Annotated in this window: 15 protein-coding genes and 1 pseudogene; 9 read left to right on the top strand and 7 right to left on the bottom strand. The window is 66.3% G+C overall.

The window, feature by feature from the left end; genetic code table 11:
• Nucleotides 1-139: 139 nt before the first annotated feature.
• Together LVY72_RS14765 and sbnA are read right to left on the bottom strand one after the other, a co-directional pair.
• Nucleotides 140-3,259 (bottom strand): Pls/PosA family non-ribosomal peptide synthetase, encoded by a 3,120-nt coding sequence (locus LVY72_RS14765; RefSeq protein WP_308190822.1) that lies wholly within the window; start codon nt 3,257-3,259, stop codon nt 140-142.
• 2 nt (nt 3,260-3,261) lie between these two features.
• Nucleotides 3,262-4,329, bottom strand: coding sequence for a 2,3-diaminopropionate biosynthesis protein SbnA (gene sbnA, locus LVY72_RS14760; protein WP_237822179.1), 1,068 nt, complete (start codon nt 4,327-4,329; stop codon nt 3,262-3,264).
• Between the two features lie 352 nt (nt 4,330-4,681).
• Between sbnA and LVY72_RS14755 the strand changes: the two genes are divergently transcribed.
• Nucleotides 4,682-5,035: a hypothetical protein gene (locus tag LVY72_RS14755; RefSeq protein WP_237822178.1), complete on the top strand. Its 354-nt coding sequence runs from the start codon at nt 4,682-4,684 to the stop codon at nt 5,033-5,035.
• A gap of 51 nt (nt 5,036-5,086) precedes the next feature.
• On the opposite strand, the gene LVY72_RS14750 is transcribed toward LVY72_RS14755, so the two are convergent.
• On the bottom strand, nt 5,087-5,590 hold the full coding sequence (locus LVY72_RS14750) for a hypothetical protein (RefSeq protein WP_237822176.1): 504 nt from the start codon (nt 5,588-5,590) through the stop codon (nt 5,087-5,089).
• Between the two features lie 43 nt (nt 5,591-5,633).
• On the opposite strand from LVY72_RS14750, the gene LVY72_RS14745 reads away from it, so the two are divergent.
• Nucleotides 5,634-6,200: a hypothetical protein gene (locus tag LVY72_RS14745; protein ID WP_237822174.1), complete on the top strand. Its 567-nt coding sequence runs from the start codon at nt 5,634-5,636 to the stop codon at nt 6,198-6,200.
• Here the strand turns inward: LVY72_RS14745 and LVY72_RS14740 are convergent.
• Nucleotides 6,176-6,814, bottom strand: coding sequence for a DUF2306 domain-containing protein (locus tag LVY72_RS14740; protein WP_237822172.1), 639 nt, complete (start codon nt 6,812-6,814; stop codon nt 6,176-6,178). The two genes, LVY72_RS14745 and LVY72_RS14740, sit on opposite strands and share 25 nt — an antisense overlap.
• A 582-nt stretch (nt 6,815-7,396) precedes the next feature.
• Here LVY72_RS14740 and LVY72_RS14735 point away from each other — a divergent pair.
• Genes LVY72_RS14735 through LVY72_RS14720 form a run of 4 tightly spaced genes read left to right on the top strand, consistent with a single transcriptional unit; the run spans nt 7,397 to nt 10,223 of the window.
• Nucleotides 7,397-7,897 carry a VOC family protein gene (locus LVY72_RS14735; RefSeq protein WP_237822170.1) on the top strand — a complete coding sequence of 167 codons (501 nt, stop codon included), beginning with the start codon at nt 7,397-7,399 and terminating at the stop codon, nt 7,895-7,897.
• A 12-nt stretch (nt 7,898-7,909) separates the two neighbouring features.
• Nucleotides 7,910-8,077, top strand: coding sequence for a hypothetical protein (locus tag LVY72_RS14730; protein ID WP_237822168.1), 168 nt, complete (start codon nt 7,910-7,912; stop codon nt 8,075-8,077).
• Nucleotides 8,074-9,462: a dihydrolipoyl dehydrogenase family protein gene (locus tag LVY72_RS14725; RefSeq protein WP_237822166.1), complete on the top strand. Its 1,389-nt coding sequence runs from the start codon at nt 8,074-8,076 to the stop codon at nt 9,460-9,462. Before LVY72_RS14730 ends, LVY72_RS14725 begins: the two co-directional genes overlap by 4 nt.
• Nucleotides 9,459-10,223: an SDR family oxidoreductase gene (locus tag LVY72_RS14720; protein WP_237822164.1), complete on the top strand. Its 765-nt coding sequence runs from the start codon at nt 9,459-9,461 to the stop codon at nt 10,221-10,223. The genes LVY72_RS14725 and LVY72_RS14720 overlap by 4 nt, the downstream gene beginning before the upstream one ends.
• Nucleotides 10,224-11,166: 943 nt before the next feature.
• On the opposite strand, the gene LVY72_RS14715 is transcribed toward LVY72_RS14720, so the two are convergent.
• Complete coding sequence (locus tag LVY72_RS14715) at nt 11,167-11,643, bottom strand: hypothetical protein (protein ID WP_237822277.1); 477 nt, start codon at nt 11,641-11,643, stop codon at nt 11,167-11,169.
• Between LVY72_RS14715 and LVY72_RS24420 the strand changes: the two genes are divergently transcribed.
• Entirely contained in the window at nt 11,557-12,276 is a 720-nt protein-coding gene (locus LVY72_RS24420; RefSeq protein ID WP_372463715.1) for a transposase, read from the top strand. The two genes, LVY72_RS14715 and LVY72_RS24420, sit on opposite strands and share 87 nt — an antisense overlap.
• Before the next feature lie 14 nt (nt 12,277-12,290).
• Here the strand turns inward: LVY72_RS24420 and LVY72_RS14705 are convergent, their stop codons facing one another.
• Nucleotides 12,291-12,740: a hypothetical protein gene (locus LVY72_RS14705; protein ID WP_237822162.1), complete on the bottom strand. Its 450-nt coding sequence runs from the start codon at nt 12,738-12,740 to the stop codon at nt 12,291-12,293.
• 216 nt (nt 12,741-12,956) lie between these two features.
• Here LVY72_RS14705 and LVY72_RS14700 point away from each other — a divergent pair.
• Nucleotides 12,957-13,223, top strand: a pseudogene (locus LVY72_RS14700) (CorA family divalent cation transporter); the annotation flags it as partial.
• 216 nt (nt 13,224-13,439) lie between these two features.
• On the opposite strand, the gene LVY72_RS14695 reads toward LVY72_RS14700, so the two are convergent.
• Nucleotides 13,440-14,630 (bottom strand): AI-2E family transporter, encoded by a 1,191-nt coding sequence (locus tag LVY72_RS14695; protein WP_237822160.1) that lies wholly within the window; start codon nt 14,628-14,630, stop codon nt 13,440-13,442.
• 224 nt (nt 14,631-14,854) lie between these two features.
• Between LVY72_RS14695 and LVY72_RS14690 the strand changes: the two genes are divergently transcribed.
• Nucleotides 14,855-15,964 (top strand): fatty acid desaturase family protein, encoded by a 1,110-nt coding sequence (locus tag LVY72_RS14690; RefSeq protein ID WP_237822158.1) that lies wholly within the window; start codon nt 14,855-14,857, stop codon nt 15,962-15,964.
• The last annotated feature ends 74 nt before the right edge of the window (nt 15,965-16,038 follow it).

Genomic DNA, 16,038 nt, shown 5'->3' with positions numbered 1-16,038 from the left:
TCGACCCGCCCCTGACCCCGCTGGCGGTCCTGTGTCCACCTGGGAATCGCCGTCGGCGCGGCACCTGCGGGGGCAGTCCGGTCGTCGCCCGGGCCCGAGTGGTCGGCAACGGTTCGGCAGGTAAGCGCAGAGGTAGTGGTCATGATCCGGGCCTTTCCAGTGCGACGGGGAACATGGCGGCAGTTCGGACCTCTTCGGCCGGGTTGCCACCCCACAGGGTTCCCCGAGAGAGGGTCGTCCCCTTCATCACGAAGGAGTCGGCGGTGACAACGGCACCGTCTTCAATGGTCACGCCGTAGTGGACAAAGGCGGCGACGCCGAGCGTGACGTCGTCTCCGATGACGTTGTAGTCGGACTTAAACATCCCGTCCTCTTGGGAATGGGACTGGATCGTGGTGCCGTTGTTCAGCGTGCAGCGGGAGCCGATCGTCACCAGGGACCGCTCGACGATCCCGCATCCGTCGTCGAAGACCCGGGAGCCGATCCGCACACCCAGCAGACGCCAGAACAGTGCCTTGAACGGGGTTCCATTCAAGAGCGCCGCGTACCGGCTCTGGGCCTGCAGCTTCCAGTACCGCTCGTGCCACCAGAAGTAGGGGTTGTAGATGGAGCACAGCTGGGGCCGGAGCCGCCGGAACCCTGTTGCGAGGTGCTGAATGCCGATGGGGACCAGCACGCCGAGCACGAGCATCACGACGAACGACGCGCTGATGGCAAGGAAACCGAATTGGTCGGACAGTTCGAGGCCGGCGAACATCACCAGCAGGGCCAGCGTGGCGTTGAACCACCGTGCCAGCATCAGGAGGGCCATGGTGCGCAGGTTGTGGCCGTTCTTGGCCGCCAGGTCCCGGCGGAGGTCGGCGCGGCTCCTCTGCTCCTCGGGGAGGGTGTCCCGCAGCACGGAGCGGGGGATCTCGAACGCCGGCGATCCGAGCAGGCCCACGTCCTGGCGCACCGGCCCGTCGACGGGGACCATGACCTTGGTCGCGAGCAGACAGTTGTCCCCGGTCTTGGCTTCGGCGGGGTACAGAACGGCGTTGCCCAGGAAGTTGTGAGCACCGATCGCCACACCACTGAGCTTGAACGACGTGGCCGAGTACTCGGTGTTCATGAATGACACCCCGTCGGCGATCATCGTGCCGGTGCCGATGGTCGAAAGGAACGGGTTGTCGTGCTTGAACCCCGTGCCGAAATTCGAGCCCGTCTGTTGGACCTGCGGCTGGCGGTACCCGATCGCCCGCACGTAGTTCACTACGTAGGAACTGTCGCCGAACAAGGCCCCGAGCATGGGACTGTTGGTCATCTTGGAAACCGCCCGTGCCGCCGCGTCACGCAGCCCGAACAGCGGATACACCGTGTCGGGCTTCAGCGCGAGTTGGAGCAGCCGCGGCAGGGTCCTAATGAGGACCAACGCCACGACCGTTCCACCGAAAACGGCCAGTCCGGCGTAGGCGATGGCGTCCGCGTAGAAGACCCAGTTGGTGAACGCCCACTCCTTCGGCTCCAGAAGGCCCGCGATGTTGGGGTTCGCTAGGATGACCAGCGTGATCACCAGTCCCCACATAGTGCGGCCCAACCCGATCGTGCTTAGGAGCTGGGACACGGCAAACCATCCCCGCCGCCACGGCCGGTAGGGCGTCGGCTCGACCGTCGCGTAGTCCGCAGTCCCGGGCCTGCCCGGCGAACCGTGCCACCGCTCGCCGTCGGGCACGGTTTGGCCGGTGTAGAGAGTGGACCGGTGGCCAAGTTGCGAGCGGTCACCCATTGACGTGTCGATGTCCAGGACGCTCCCCTCGCCGATGATCACGTCCCGGCCCAGCGTGACCCCACCCAACTGGATGACTCCGCCGTGGGCACGGTATCCGTTGAGCAGGGCGTCCTTGCGGATCACCGTCCCCTCGCCGATCGTCAGCAGGTCGGTGCAGATCGGCAGCCGATTGGTCATGATCATCACGTTGCGGCCGACCTTTGCCCCCATGGCCCTCAGGTAGAAGGTGGTTAGCGGCGAACCGGCCATCAGCGAGAGAGGAGAGGTGCGCATCAATGCCTTGACCAGCCAGAACCGGAAGTAGGCCAGACTCCAGATGCGGATCTCCCTGGGCTGGAAGCGCCCAATGAAAATCCACTTGGCGGCCACCGGCAGAATGCACATCAGTACGAACGTCGCAGCGGTGTAGGCAATTGATCGGAAGTAGAGCTCCCAGAAGGGCGTGCCATGGCTCAACCAGTCGTGGTTACCCGACGCCGCGTTCGGGAACAACCACAGGTACCCCACGACCGTGATGAGTCCGGCGAGCAGGCAATAGCCGATGTAGACGAGCACTTGCAGGGCGCCGCAGACGACATATTCCCAGGTCCGTGCGTCCATAGGCGGCGGCATCTCCGGAACGGAGGCGACGGCCGGCGAGGGCTCCGTCTCCTTATCCTGCTGCGGGGGAACCTGCAGGGCCGCTGCCAGCGCGGAGATATTCGGGTTGCTGTAGATCTCCTTCATGGACACCTGGGGCAGATCCGGCTGCTTGCGCACCCTGGCGCAGAACTTCGCCATGACCAGCGAGTCCGCGCCCAGGTCCTGGAAGAAGTTGGCATCCACCGGCACGTGCTCGACGTCCAGCACGCCGGACAGCACCTCGGCCAGCCGGTCCTGCACCTGCACTTGCGCCGCCGCCTCTTCCGCCGGTGCAAGGGCCGCGGCCAGCGCCGAGATCGTTGGGTTCTGGTAGATGTCCTTGATGGACACCTGGGGCAGATCCGGCTGCTTGCGCACCCTGGCGCAGAACTTCGCCATAACCAGCGAGTCCGCGCCCAGGTCCTGGAAGAAGTTGGCATCCACCGGCACGTGCTCGACGTCCAGCACGCCGGACAGCACCTCGGCCAGCCGGTCCTGCACCTGCACTTGCGCCGCCGCCTCTTCCGCCGGTGCAAGGGCCGCGGCCAGAGCCGAGATCGTTGGGTTCTGGTAGATGTCCTTGATGGACACCTGGGGCAGATCCGGCTGCTTGCGCACCCTGGCGCAGAACTTCGCCATAACCAGCGAGTCCGCGCCCAATTCGTAGAAGAAGTTGGCGTCCACGGGGACGTTGTCCTTCTCCACCACCGATGCGAGAAGATCGGCCAGCCGGCGCTCCAAGGCAACGGCCGCACCCGTGGCCGGCGTGGCTGGAGAGCCGTTCCCGGCCGGAGCCGCGGTTGTCCCAGGAATGGGGGGATTCGTGGGAGGTGTGGAACACGGAGCGCCCTGCAGGTTGTCGAGGCGCACTTTCACTGCAGGAAACTCCCTAGTGCGGCGGTGGCGGCATAATCGGCCACGGGTGCTGTGTGCTGTGGCTCCGACACCGGGTCGGACCGTCGGCCCGGAGCCCCTGTCACATCGGCGGTTGCTAGCGCTTCGGCCCCGAAATGATCGTGCACCCAGTCGGGGTTGTAGACAGTGTCCAGGTAGGGACGGCCCATGTCCGGGGAGATGGCCACCGCCGTCAGGTCCTGGGCGTCGTGGCCGGCGAGCCAGGACATGGCACCGTGGACCACGGTCCCGGTGGAGCCACCGAGCATGAAGCCGGCGGCCGCGAGGCGGTGGCAGGCGCGCACCGTGTCCGGTTCTTCGACCATCACCACGTCATCGATAAAGGACTCGTCGAGCTGCGGAGGCCGCACGCCCATGCCGAGTCCCGGGATCAGGCGGGTGGCCGGTTGGCCGCCGAACGAGACCGATCCTGCGGCGTCGACCGCGACAATCCGGACGTCGGGCCGGTGCTCACGGAAGTACCGCGCGCAGCCCATCAAGGTCCCCGTTGTCCCGGCTCCCACGAATAGCACGTCCAGCTGGGGGAACTGATTGGAGATCTCGGGGGCAGTCCAGCGGTAGTGCGCTCCCCAGTTGCCGGGATTGGTGTACTGGTTGAGCCAGATGTACCGCTCGTCGGACGCGCACAGTTCCCGCACGTGGTTGAGCCGGGCTCCGAGGAAACCGTCGACGGGATCCGGTTCGGTGACCAGGTCTACCTGTGCTCCGAGCGACTCCATGAGTTGCCGGGTTGCCGGGTTGCAGCGCGGATCGATCACACACACGAAGCGGTATCCCTTGCTGGCGGCGATCATGCTGAGCGCGACGCCGAGGTTGCCCGAGGAGGACTCCACGAGGGTGGAGCCGGGGCCGATCAGCCCCTCCCGCTCGGCGCGCTCGACCATCTCCCGCGCGGGCTTGAGCTTGATTGAGCCGGCGAAATTGAACCCCTCGATCTTCAGGTAGAGGCGCCAGCCCAGCACCCCTTCCAGGTCGACGAACAGGCTCTGCTCGTTGAACAGGTGCGGATCCTTAATAATCGCCATGTTCTTCCTCGTTCCCCTGCCATGAGCTTGGTCAGGGTCGCCAGGGAATGGCGGATTCGATCAGTGAGCATCGCTTTTCTCCCCAAGAACCCCATCAAGCTGCAAGTGTTCGATATGCTTTTTCAGTGAACCCCCATCCCCGTTATCGCGCCGTTATTGCGCCGTTATTGGCACTCCAGGGCGTCTCTCCTAATCGGCGTCGAAGCGTGTTTGCATGATTGATGGGTGAAATCGCGCTATTCCGTTCTTTCCGATGCCCAGTGGGAACTGGTTGCCCCGATGGTGCCTTCTTCGGAGGGCAGGTGCCGGTGAAGAACCCGGGGCGGCTCCGGCCACTTCGACCGCTCCGGTGGTGATTGAGCTCGAGCACCTGGACTGGGCAGAGAAGACGCTGGGCAAGGAGTTCTGGCAGACGCCGGGGGCCACCCGCGCGGCAGGCGGCATCGCGCCCGGTGCGGCAGGAGCCTTGGAGTTCACGCCCGCGGAACCCGGCTGGTACCGCATCGCGCTGGTGTGCGAAGGCCCCAGCACGGTCACGCTGAAGATCTCCAGCGCCGACGGGACGATCGGCGCCGGCAGCACCGACTGCGGCACGGCCGTCAACGCCATGATGAATCTCCCGGTTCGCCAACTGAAAGCAACTGTCGACGGCGCCGATGCCGAAGGCAAGTGGGCGGTTGCGGTCGCACCGGCCCAAGCGAGGTAGGCCGCTGCGGCCGTGCTGCCGGCTCTATCGGGAAATCACCAGGACCTGCCCCTAGAGTTCGTCCATGGGCCGCAGTTCCGGTTCCTCGAAGCTGTCCGGCTTAGGGATCGGATTCCCTTCAGTGTCCAGGAACAGGCGGTAGTAGACGGTGCCGGGCCGGCCGTCCGCCCCGCTGAGGCTCCCGGCCCGGTAGGCGTGCCTGACCCTCTCCGCACCAATGACCGCCTGCAGCCAGGCATCCGTCTCGTCCGCGGGGAGCGATGCCCGGGCGTCGGTGCCCCGGTCATGGCCGGCGATGGATACGGTCACGCATGCACCGGACACGATCGGATCCTCAGCGGTCCAGCCCAGGTCGGTCACCTCGCCGACCAGGGTCAGGCTGACCCCGGGCTCCTCCAGCGATACCACCCGTCCCATGCTGGCAAAACGCTGCTCCGGCACGCTCTCGCCGCGGACAACAAGAATCTCCTCGGGACCGAAGAGCTCCTGCCGGAAAGCCGTCAGCTCCCCGCGGTACTGTTCCTGGATCCGGGCACTGAGTTCGTTGACGTCCATCACTCCACGCTACTCCCCGACCGCGGCCGGCCGCCGGTGAGCTATGCGCAGGATTCCGCATGCAGGGGGTCGTCTGAAGACTCTCGACCGCCAGTACCTGGCCACCCATCCTGCCGGTAACGAGCAGGCCGAATTCCTGATGCACCTCCCGCTCCCCGACGGGGTGGACGTGGGAAACAACCAGGATGGCCCCAGGGTCACGCTGAAGGCGACCGCCAACACCTACAGAACCATGCCGGCAGTGCTCGGCGAGCTTCACGTCCAGGACAGCGGCGGGATCGCCATGCCCATGGTCTTCAACGCGGCAGGGGAAGAGATCGGGATACTCGGGAGCCTGGCAGCCGCCGCGCCGCTCATCCGCCAGCTGATGCACAAGGTCACCGTCCCGTTCCACACCTTCCGCTGGCCGCCTGCCTCATCCTCTCCGGAGCAAATGAATACTTGGGGCCCGCGCGATAACCCCTCGCCCGCAGTCAAGGGCAACCCGGCAACTGACCGGGACCGTGCCCCCCCCAGCGCACGATCAGGCTTGCGGGTGTGGTGCGGGTCCGGCTCACAGGGAGTGCAGCTGCGTACGCCGCAGACTCAGTCGATCGCGGTGACCGCATAGACCCCTGGATCGTCGTCGGCAGCCGCGCGAGCCCGACGGTGGATGACATACTCGGCCACGGCGAGGTTGATAACCCACGCCGCGCCCGTGAACACGACCTGGGCCGTGCTATCCGGTGGGTTGAAAAGGATTTCGGGTCCGATGATGAGGAGTGCCTCAGTGCCGGCGGCTGCACCGATTGCGTAAGAACGAGTCATCCACCCGCGGTGCCGAACGAAGTCCCGCGATCGCATCATGTAGGACAACCCGCGGGCGATACTCACCACCTTGGACGAGCCGATGATCAACCGCAAGATAAGCAGGATGGTGCCGTCATTCGCCAGGAAGTAAACGAGCGCCAACCAGAGGCCGGAAAACGCTGCCAGCAAGCCAGCAGGCACGAGCACGCGCCCGGCGACCCTGTGCCAGCTCCGAGCACGCAGTGAGGAAACGAACTGAAACGCGCCGAGCAAGGAGTACACGGTGACACTGACGATGTGAAGAAACACCGGTACAGGTGCATCAAAGAACCGCTCGTTCTGCGGTGTGATCTCGGCACCGATCGTCAACTCCGTGAGACGCGCCGCCCCGCCCAAGATGGGAAGGAAGCTGAGAAGAATCAGCCCGGTGGGCACAAGCCACGGGGAGGGTCGAGATCGCAAACGGTCGTCAAGTCTTTCAACTGGCGGGCGACACCTTTGCCCGCCTGCTCCAGGTCGGCAGAGATTCTGGCATAGATTGCAGGGCACTCAGTGCATGGACAGGCACTTGACGTCCCACCGGAATATTTCTGCGGTGGCACCAAGAACGGTAGAGGCCACCAGCAGTGTCTGAAGAACTGTCAGGCACGGAAGAATGGCATGTTCTGGTGAACGATCCACCGGGAACCGCCAGGTGCAATGTCAGAGCGCACGATTAAACGCCTTTCACGCTGCGGCGCGAGCGGCTAAACGGCTGCGAGCATACGCCGGTTGCGGGAGGTCAACAAGGGTGGGCGGCTCCCTTGACTTTCCTCCCGGATGAGGCCAAGGTAGGCTCCCGAGGGCAGCGTCCTCGGGCGAAGATCGGCCGGGGGGCGACAAGGAAAAGCGCATGGCGACCCCCGCAGCGCAAGCCCCGCAGCATTGGCCTGAAGCCCGCCGCCGGCACGCCTATTCCGGGTCGCCGGTGAGTCCGGTGCCGCCCTTTCATGGCGCGCCCCATCGAGGGAGGCCGGGATGAGTACCGTCGACGAAAGCAGCCAAAGCGCAACTGGCAGCCCGCCGGTGAAGTCCGGGGAGTTCAGGCTCGAGGTCGTGGTCGTGCCGGTCTCGGATGTGGACCGGGCGAAGCGCTTCTACGGCGGACTTGGCTGGCGGTTGGACGCCGAAGGAGCCGTGGAGGAAGGCTACCGGCTCATGCAGTTCACGCCCCCGGGTTCCGGCTGCTCGATCATCTTCGGCGAGGGGGTTACCTCAGCGCCGCCGGGCTCGTTGCAGGGTCTGCACCTGGCCGTGTACGACATCGACGTGGCCCGTGCCGATCTGATCGCGCGCGGCGTCGATGTCAGCGAGACGTTTCACGACGCCACGGGCATCTTCCACCATGCCGGGAAGAAGGGACGCGTCGACGGGCCGGCTCCGGAACACCGCGATTACGGCTCGTTCGCCTCATTCAGCGATCCGGATGGCAACGGCTGGGTGCTCCAGGAAATCAAGACCCGGCTTCCGGGCCGCTAAAGGGAGAAGCTGATGAGCACGACGTACGAATCCGTGGGCGATCTTGCCGAAGCTCTCCGGAGGGCCGCCGCAGCGCACGGCAGGCACGAGGAGCGGACGGGCCAGGAAGATCCGAACTGGCCTGACTGGTACGCGCTCTACATGGTGCGCGAGCGGGCCGGGGAGGAACTGCCGGAATGAGCAGCGACTACGACGTCATCGTGATCGGCGGCGGCTCGCCGGGCGAGCACTGCGCCGGCGCGCTGGCGGAAGGCGGACTGCGCGTGGCCGTGGTGGAGCGCGAACTGGTGGGCGGCGAGTGCTCGTACTGGGCGTGCATCCCGTCAAAGACGCTGCTGCGGCCGGGTGAGGCGGTCCATGGGGCACGCGACGCGGCGGCCACCGCCGAGGCCGACGTCGAGGCGGCGTTCGCCTGGCGCGACTACATGGTCTCGGACTACTCCGATGCCGGACAGGAGCGCTGGCTGGCCGAACAGGGCATCGACCTGCTGCGCGGCACCGGGCGGATTGCCGGTCCGGGCGTGGTCGAGGTCAACGGCGTACGGCACACCGCCGACCACGTGGTCCTCGCCAACGGTGCCGATCCCGTGGTGCCGCCGGTGCCGGGCCTCCGCGAGCTCGAGGGCGTCTGGACCAGCCGCGAGGCGACCTCCATGAAGGCCGTCCCTCGCCGCCTGCTCATCCTCGGCGGCGGCCCGGTCGGCGTCGAAATGGCCCAGGCCGTGCGCCGATTCGGCGGCGAGGTAGCGGTCATCGACAGGTCCAGGCACGTCCTCGCCCGGGAACCGGCACCGCTGGGCGAGGCCCTCGGCGAAGTCCTGAGGCGCGAGGGCATCGAACTCGTGCTGTCCGCGGGCTCGACGGCGGCGCGGCGCGAAGGTGAGGACTATGTCGTGGAGATCGACGGCGGGCGCGAGCTGAGAGGCGACCGGTTGCTCGTCGCCACGGGGCGGCGACCGCGGGTCCACGGGATCGGCCTGGAGACCGTGGGCATAGAACCGGACGCCCGTGGTGTTCCGGTCGACGCGCAGCTGCGCGTGGCGGACGGGCTGTGGGCAATCGGCGACGTAACCGGCATTTGGCCGCTGACCCACGTGGGCAAGTACCAGGGCGACGTCGCCGCCGCGAACATCCTCGGTGAGGCGCGGGAGGCAAACTATGAGGCCGTTCCGCGGGTCACCTACACGGACCCTCAAGCCGCGGCGGTAGGCTCCGCCGCCGACCGCTTCAGCGCCACGGTCCCCGTCTCGCAGGTGGCCAAAACCGCGACCTACACACGTGCGTATGCCGAGAGCAACGGCTTCCTGACCCTGCACAGCGACGGCGAACGGCTGACCGGCGCGTACGCGCTCGGACCGGAGGCGGGCGAATGGCTGCAGCAGGCGACACTGGCAATCCGGGCCCGTGTCCCCTTCGATGTCCTGCGCGACACGATCCAGCCCTTCCCGACGTTCTCGGAAATCTATATCGCCGCGCTGAAGGCACTTCGCCGAGAGATCGCGGACATACGCAATCCGGCCGGCGCGGGCCGAGCAACACCGGATACAGGGAAGGACAGCCGATGAGCACCCCGGCTGCCACTCCCCCAGCCGCGCGTGAACCGGAGCTGCCGGGGCAAACGGTGGTAGTGATCGGCGGCAGCGCCGGCATCGGGCTGGAAACAGCAAGGCGCGCCCAGGCCGAGGGAGCCGGTGTGATTCTGACCGGGCGCCACCAGGAGCGGCTGGACCACGCGGCGCGCGAGCTCGGGGCTCTGGCCACTGCGACGTTCGACGCCAACGATCCGGTGGCCCTCGCGAAATTCCTCGAGCAGCTCCCGGGCCCAATTGACCACGTCATGGTGACCGCCGGACGCCCCTACTACGCACGCCTCGCCGACATGGACTTCGGACAGGCGCGCCGCGCTCTTGAGTCGTCTGCCATGCTGATGCTCGGCGTCGCCCGCTACGCCTCAGGGAAAGTCCGGCCAGGCGGCACGCTGCTGTTCATGAGCGGAACCGGGGGCCGCCGCCCGGGGCCGGGGCTCGCAGTCATTTCGGCGGTCACGGCGTCGCTTCCCGCTTTGGCCGCCAACCTGGCGCTCGAAATCGCACCCGTCCGGGTGAACGTGATCGCCGCCGGCTTCGTCGACACCCCCTTGTCGGCATCGCTCCTCGGCGCAGGGCTGGACGAGCGTCGCCAAGAGCTGCGCGCCACGCTGCCGATCGGTCGCGTCATTGGACCGGCCGATGTCGCCGCGCTGGCCGTACACATCATGGCCAACACTGCCCTGACCGGGGCAACCTACGATGTCGACGGCGGCCAGCAGCTTGTCCCCGGACACTGACCCCCGCCATGGGGCCAGCGGGGCGGCATCTGCCGCTGCCGACGCCTGAGGACCGTCCGCGCTTTGGTCAGGGACCCGGCTCATCTGTATCCGGGCCAAGACCATCCAGCCTGCCAACAGCAAGCCATTCCGGGCCAGCCGTTTACACGGCGGCCGGACGATGTCCCGCCATCGGGCCGGCGCGCGCTCCGCGCCACAAATCGTAGAACGGGCCAATGTCTACCCCGTATCGGTTTTCCAAAAGCGCCAAAAACGTCGGCATAGTCCAGCAGCACGGGGCAGGCCCGCAACTACCCCAACCGGGTAACTCCATAGCCCGCCGGGACCCTGCACACCTCCTGGAACCGAAAGCCAGAGGCTTCCGTGCACAGAGTGAACGCACTCGACGAGGAAAAACCCCTCTGACCAAGGGAAATTCTGTGCCCGAGGTGGAACTCGAACCGGTTTCCCGCCCCCGCAAACACAGGGCGCCCGCGAGCGCCTGCCGGATCCGGCCCGGTCCGGCCGATGTACGGTCCGGCACGACGGCGAAAGTGTGCACGTTGCACCCCCCGTTGCCCGCATCCAGACTGCTCCCCTTGCCGGAAGCGATCCCCTGCAAATGTTTCGCCCGCCATCGCCGGATGGCTGTGGAATTACGTCGCTCGGTTATCGGCATATTGGCGCACTCTTACCGTTCGCGAACCTGTTCTCGCGGCGGTAGCCAAGCGACGAGCTGGCTGGCAGGTATATTCCAAGGGACCCAGGATCCGGAGAACACCCGTGGCTGGCGGCCGAGGCACCGTATGCCGTAATGCTCTTCAGCCTGATTAAGAGGAGCCATCGCAAAAAGTCTCGGGTCCCTCACGGTTTGGTCGTGGTCACGTCAGTACCGGCGACTACCCCGCATTTGGCCGAGTGCTGGGCCCTTGGCCCACCTAACGTTCTCGGGGGCTGCATGTTCTTACAGGTACCAGCCGACATCCCTGTTGTAGTTGGACACCAGGGAGCCAGAGCCGAACCGGTCGCTGCCGTATTCCGGAATGTAGATTGCAGCGAAGCTGGCGTCGGCGGAGTCAATCTGTCTCGCCGACCACGTCTGGGCGTCTCGGAGATCCATGCGCGGCATGTGGACGCGTGTCTTGGCCCCGCCGCTCAGGTAGACCTCCAGCTGATATTCCCCTTGAATCGGATCCTCCGGAAGCCTGGAGAGAGCGGGCTTGTCCTTCCTGCCGCGCAGGGACTTGGCCGCGGCATACTGCGCTAACGCTTTTCCTGCTGCCTGGCCCCCGGCCGGGCTTATGCGGCGCCGATGAAGTTTGACGCTTTCAACCGCATCCCCATCCACAGGAAGATGGCCGGCGTCACGGACTGCCGGAGGGGCACAGGGAATTTCGAGGGGTTGCGAGAAGTGTTCTGGTCCGGAAATAGCTGTATTCATGGTGAATCCCTGCCGCCCGCCGGCCTTGTTGCCGACACTTTTCACACTAGACCTAAAAGCCGCCCCGCAGCCGATCCACCGCCGTTTATCTGTGGCGGGACAGTTATCGGCGCCCGGCAGGGGGACTGTCCTGTCCCGAAACAGCAGGCAGGATGGGCCGAATATCCAAACTGCCCCGCCTGGAACTCCTCCGCAGGCCAGGCAGTCATCGCCAGGATTGTTCCTATTCCTCCGGCACACTCAGACCGGCGGAACCACCGGAAGGTGGTCAACGTGATCCTGTTTATTCTGTCCACTGGCGCCCCGTGGCGGGATCTGCCCGAACGCTATGGGGCGTGGAAGACGGTGCGCGTGCAGCTGCGGAAAAGAACCTTGGACGGGACATGGGAGAAGACCTGGGACAGGACGCACCCGCGGGGACCAGGTTCGAGGATCCATCCGGCCATGGACTGCGCAGCCGGCCCCGGGCGTGGTCCTGACGCCCGGGATGGGGACAACCGTCTGCTGGAGGCGATCGGCGAGTCCCGGCCGCGGCATCCCCGGTCCAGACCCGAGGCCGTCCGCTATACCGAACACGTGGCCTGCTGCCGTGCGGAACTGATCTTCGCCGCCACCGTCCCGTGGCTGCGATGATTCACAGAATAGGCCTACTCGAAGGAAATCTCGCTTGCCAACGCCTCAATCTCCTTCCGGCGGGCCTCGTCGGCCCTGCTCTTGGACAGGGTCTCGTCGTCCCGTTGCTGCTGCTCATGCCGAGTCTGCTCGCTGATTTCCCGAACGAGGGCCCCGATCACCGAGGCCAAACCGGCTTTCAGCTCTTCCAGGCTGGTGTTCACAATCTCCAGCCGCCGGTCATCGATCACCAGGCTGACGTGTCCGTAGCCCTGCTCCGCCAGTCGCTCGTGGGCCGTCGGGCCTTGGATGAGCCGGCTCTCGGCCGGGTTGACCCGCCGGGAAAAGACGGCCGAAACCGTGTACCTCTCAGGGGCCTGACCTGCGTAGACTTCACGCGAAACCGCCACCACGGTCGTCAGCCGCAGCGTTGAACCCGGCGAGGTGTCCCCGGCCGGCGTTCCGGAGGAAACGTTGATGCTCATAAACCCATGTTCCCACCGGAACGCTCAAACGTCCCCCGGGCACGGGCCACGGAACACCCGCCTCCCCCGCGCCCCGCGGCTGTCCCGGTCACCGGCTCCCACAGACGCCACCGGACCCAGATGGAATCTTTCCGGCCATAGGATTATTCCCCCGGCGGCAGGCTCCCGGCTTGATGCAGAGAATTGCAGCACAATTACGAAGAGGGCGTTCAGCTAATGACAGTGATCGATAACGCGGTCTATATCGGCGGTCACAGGACCGCTGCTCCGGCCGGCCTGGAAGAGACCTACCATGTAATGCACTAACACGGCGGCATGGCGTGGATCGGCCTTTACCGGCCGGAACCGGCAGAGCGGCAGTCCGTGGCGGCGGAATTCGGCCTCCACCACCTCGCCGTCGAGGACGCCTTCACCGGTCGCCGGCGCTCCAAAATCGAACGCTACGAAGACACCCTGTTCGTGGTCGTGCGGCCGGCCCGCTACCATCTACGGCACGAATTTCGACCACATGCCCGGGCAGGCCCGTCCTCTGGCTATTCCTGCACGCTCTCCCTGATGGCCGTTATGGGCGCAGCCCTCTACGCCATTTTCAAGAGGAAGAAAGGGCTATGGGCTCCGCCGCCGTGACAGGTTCGGGCCGCCCCAGAGCCGGCCGCCCCCATCGAACAGTTCTGCGGCTGCCGGGCCGCTTCCGGTGGCTTACTGGCCGCTGCGAGACATCCTTCCGATGCCGGCAGCCCTGATGGCCTTGCGTTCGGCAATCATTGGTTTCCACAGCGCCGTGGAGCGGCCGTTTTCCCGGGTTGTGGCCGGCAGGGTATCGGCGGGGGCCTGCGTCCAGACCTTGATCACCGCCCAGGCCACGGCCGTCAGTGGCACGGCCAGCACCGCGCCGATGATCCCGGCCAGGATGACGCCGGCGGCCAGAGCGAACAGGATCACCAGCGCATGCAGCCGCAGCGACCTGCCCATCACGATCGGCTGGAGCACGTGGCCGTCGAGCTGGTTCACGCCGACCACCACCGCCACAACAATCAGGGCCACGCCGGGCCCGTTGGCGACCAGCGCGACCAAGGCGGCCAGGACCCCGGCCACGGTGGCTCCGACCACTGGGACAAAACCGCCGAGGAACACGACGACGGCCAGCGGCAGTGCCAGGGGCACCCGCAGTATCAGAAGCGCCACGCCGATGACGACGGATTCCGTCAGGGCAATGATCGCGGTGCCCCGCACGTACTGGCCCAGCACCTGAAGCGTCGTGACCCCCGACCTGCGCATCTTGGCCAGGTGACCGCCGTGGAATGGCCTGAGGAAGAAGGCCCAGATCCGTCCGCCGTCCTTCAGGAAGTAGAACAGCACGACGGCGCCGAACAGGATGCCGGTCACGACCTCCGCAGCGGTCGAGACACCTACCAGCGCGCCGGCACCGAACCGGCTGCTCGTGGCAAAATCTGCGGCTGCCGCGACCGCCCGGTCAATCGCCGCCTGGTCGACGGGGAACGGCCCGGACACGACAAACTTCCGCAGCTCCTGCAGCCCCGCGGCAGCGGCAGCGGCCAGCTCGTCCCACTCGCTGCGAACGGCGAAAACGATGCCGGTGACAACGCCGCCCAGCACCACGACGGCGGCCAGGAACGTAACCCACGTGGCCAGCGCGTCGGGCAAACCCCTGCGCCGAAGGAATCCGACGACGGGGTTCAGGGCGGCCGCCAGAATGAGCGCGACCATCAGCGGTATCACGACCAGTTTGAGCCGTGTCAGGCCGTACACGCCAACCCCTGCGGCGGCCAGCAGCAGCAGCAGCTGTCCGGCCCTGGTTGCCGCCCGGCCAAGGCCGTCGGCCCAGAGCCCGCGCCCCCGCAGGGCCTCGATTCGTGTTGATCGCGTCATTGGTAGCCGTCCTTCAGCCCGCACCGGATGGTTCCCTCTCAGGATGCGCCCGACACCCCCGCCGTCCAAGGGCCCGGCGCAGCTTCCGGACGATGACGGCGTCGGACGAGACCCAAGTCACGTTCTGCTGGCCCAAAAGCAGGCGCCGAAGGTATCCTGAAAGCTCAGGGCCGGCGGTTCGGTACTGCGGATCATGGAGGCCCCTTGGCAGTTTCGAGGTACCCATGGACGCTCACCATTCCGCATCCCGTCCGGAAGATGCCCATGCCGGGCCTGCCCCGACTTCCAAAGAGCCGAACGCTATTGCCGCCGGATATCTGGCGCTGGCTGCCCGGATACGCGACGCGGGCCTGCTGCGGCGCCGGCGCGGCTACTACATCACCCTGTTTGGCGTGCTCATGCTGCTGCTGTGTTCGGCATGGACGGGCTTCGCGCTGCTGGGCCGCACATGGGCCCAACTGATAATCGCCGCGGTGCTGGGCATCCTGTTCACCCAGTTCAGCTTCCTGGCCCACGAAGCGGCCCACCGGCAGGTCTTCGCCTCCAAACGGGTCAATGAATGGGCGGCCAGACTTATCGGTACCGGCCTGGTCGGCATCAGCTACGCCATGTGGGTGCGCAAGCACACCCGGCACCACGGCTTCCCCAACCAGGTGGACAAGGACCCGGACATCCACACCGGCGCCGTCGCCTTCCACCCCGAGGCAGCTGCCGGCAGGCGCGGAATGATGGTCCACGTGACCCGGGTCCAGGGCTGGCTGCTGTTTCCGCTGCTGCTGTTCCTGGGTTTCAGCCTGTACGTGGATTCGGTCAGGTACCTTATCCGCAACCGGGCCGCAGACCGCCGCTGGGTTGAGATCCCGCTCCTGGTTACCCGTTTCGCGCTGCTGCTCGGCGTCGTCTTCCTGTTCCTGCCCGTGGGCCTGGCCCTGGCCTTCATCGGCGTCCAGATCGCCGTGTTCGGGTTCTACATGGGCGCCTCCTTCGCGCCCAACCACAAGGGCATGCCCATCTACCCCAAGTCGGCCCGGCCGGACTTCGTCACCCGCCAGGTCACCGCGTCCCGCAACATCCGCGGCGGCATCATCATGGACCTGCTCATGGGCGGGCTGAACCGCCAGACCGAACACCACCTGTTCCCGGACATGCCCCGACCCAGCCTGCGCAAAGCCGCCGCCATGGTGCGCCGGTACTGCCGGACGCACGACATCACCTACACCGAAACCGGCCTGATCTCCTCCTACGCCACGATCGTGCGCTACCTCAACGGCGTCGGCATCGCCGCCACCGACCCCTTCCACTGCCCCGTCGCCGACATCTACCGCCCCGACTGACCCCGGGTAACCGGAAGCCACAATGCGCGGCAATAGCGCAGTCCGGCTTGGCGGCTGTCCAGGCCCGGGACGGG

The sequence above is a fragment of the Arthrobacter hankyongi genome (assembly GCF_022012395.1).
In the GTDB taxonomy this organism is placed as follows: Bacteria; Actinomycetota; Actinomycetes; order Actinomycetales; family Micrococcaceae; genus Crystallibacter; species Crystallibacter hankyongi.
This window is presented reverse-complemented; position numbering and strand designations above follow the sequence as displayed.

Coding starts and splice junctions, on each gene's coding strand:
- LVY72_RS14720 (WP_237822164.1), top strand. CDS start 9,459: ATGAGCACCCCGGCTGCCACTCCCCCAGCCGCGCGTGAACCGGAGCTG.
- LVY72_RS24420 (WP_372463715.1), top strand. CDS start 11,557: ATGGCCGGCGTCACGGACTGCCGGAGGGGCACAGGGAATTTCGAGGGG.
- LVY72_RS14715 (WP_237822277.1), bottom strand. CDS start 11,643: ATGAATACAGCTATTTCCGGACCAGAACACTTCTCGCAACCCCTCGAA.
- LVY72_RS14745 (WP_237822174.1), top strand. CDS start 5,634: ATGCGCAGGATTCCGCATGCAGGGGGTCGTCTGAAGACTCTCGACCGC.
- LVY72_RS14695 (WP_237822160.1), bottom strand. CDS start 14,630: ATGACGCGATCAACACGAATCGAGGCCCTGCGGGGGCGCGGGCTCTGG.
- LVY72_RS14750 (WP_237822176.1), bottom strand. CDS start 5,590: ATGGACGTCAACGAACTCAGTGCCCGGATCCAGGAACAGTACCGCGGG.
- sbnA (WP_237822179.1), bottom strand. CDS start 4,329: ATGGCGATTATTAAGGATCCGCACCTGTTCAACGAGCAGAGCCTGTTC.
- LVY72_RS14735 (WP_237822170.1), top strand. CDS start 7,397: ATGAGTACCGTCGACGAAAGCAGCCAAAGCGCAACTGGCAGCCCGCCG.
- LVY72_RS14690 (WP_237822158.1), top strand. CDS start 14,855: ATGGACGCTCACCATTCCGCATCCCGTCCGGAAGATGCCCATGCCGGG.
- LVY72_RS14730 (WP_237822168.1), top strand. CDS start 7,910: ATGAGCACGACGTACGAATCCGTGGGCGATCTTGCCGAAGCTCTCCGG.
- LVY72_RS14705 (WP_237822162.1), bottom strand. CDS start 12,740: ATGAGCATCAACGTTTCCTCCGGAACGCCGGCCGGGGACACCTCGCCG.
- LVY72_RS14725 (WP_237822166.1), top strand. CDS start 8,074: ATGAGCAGCGACTACGACGTCATCGTGATCGGCGGCGGCTCGCCGGGC.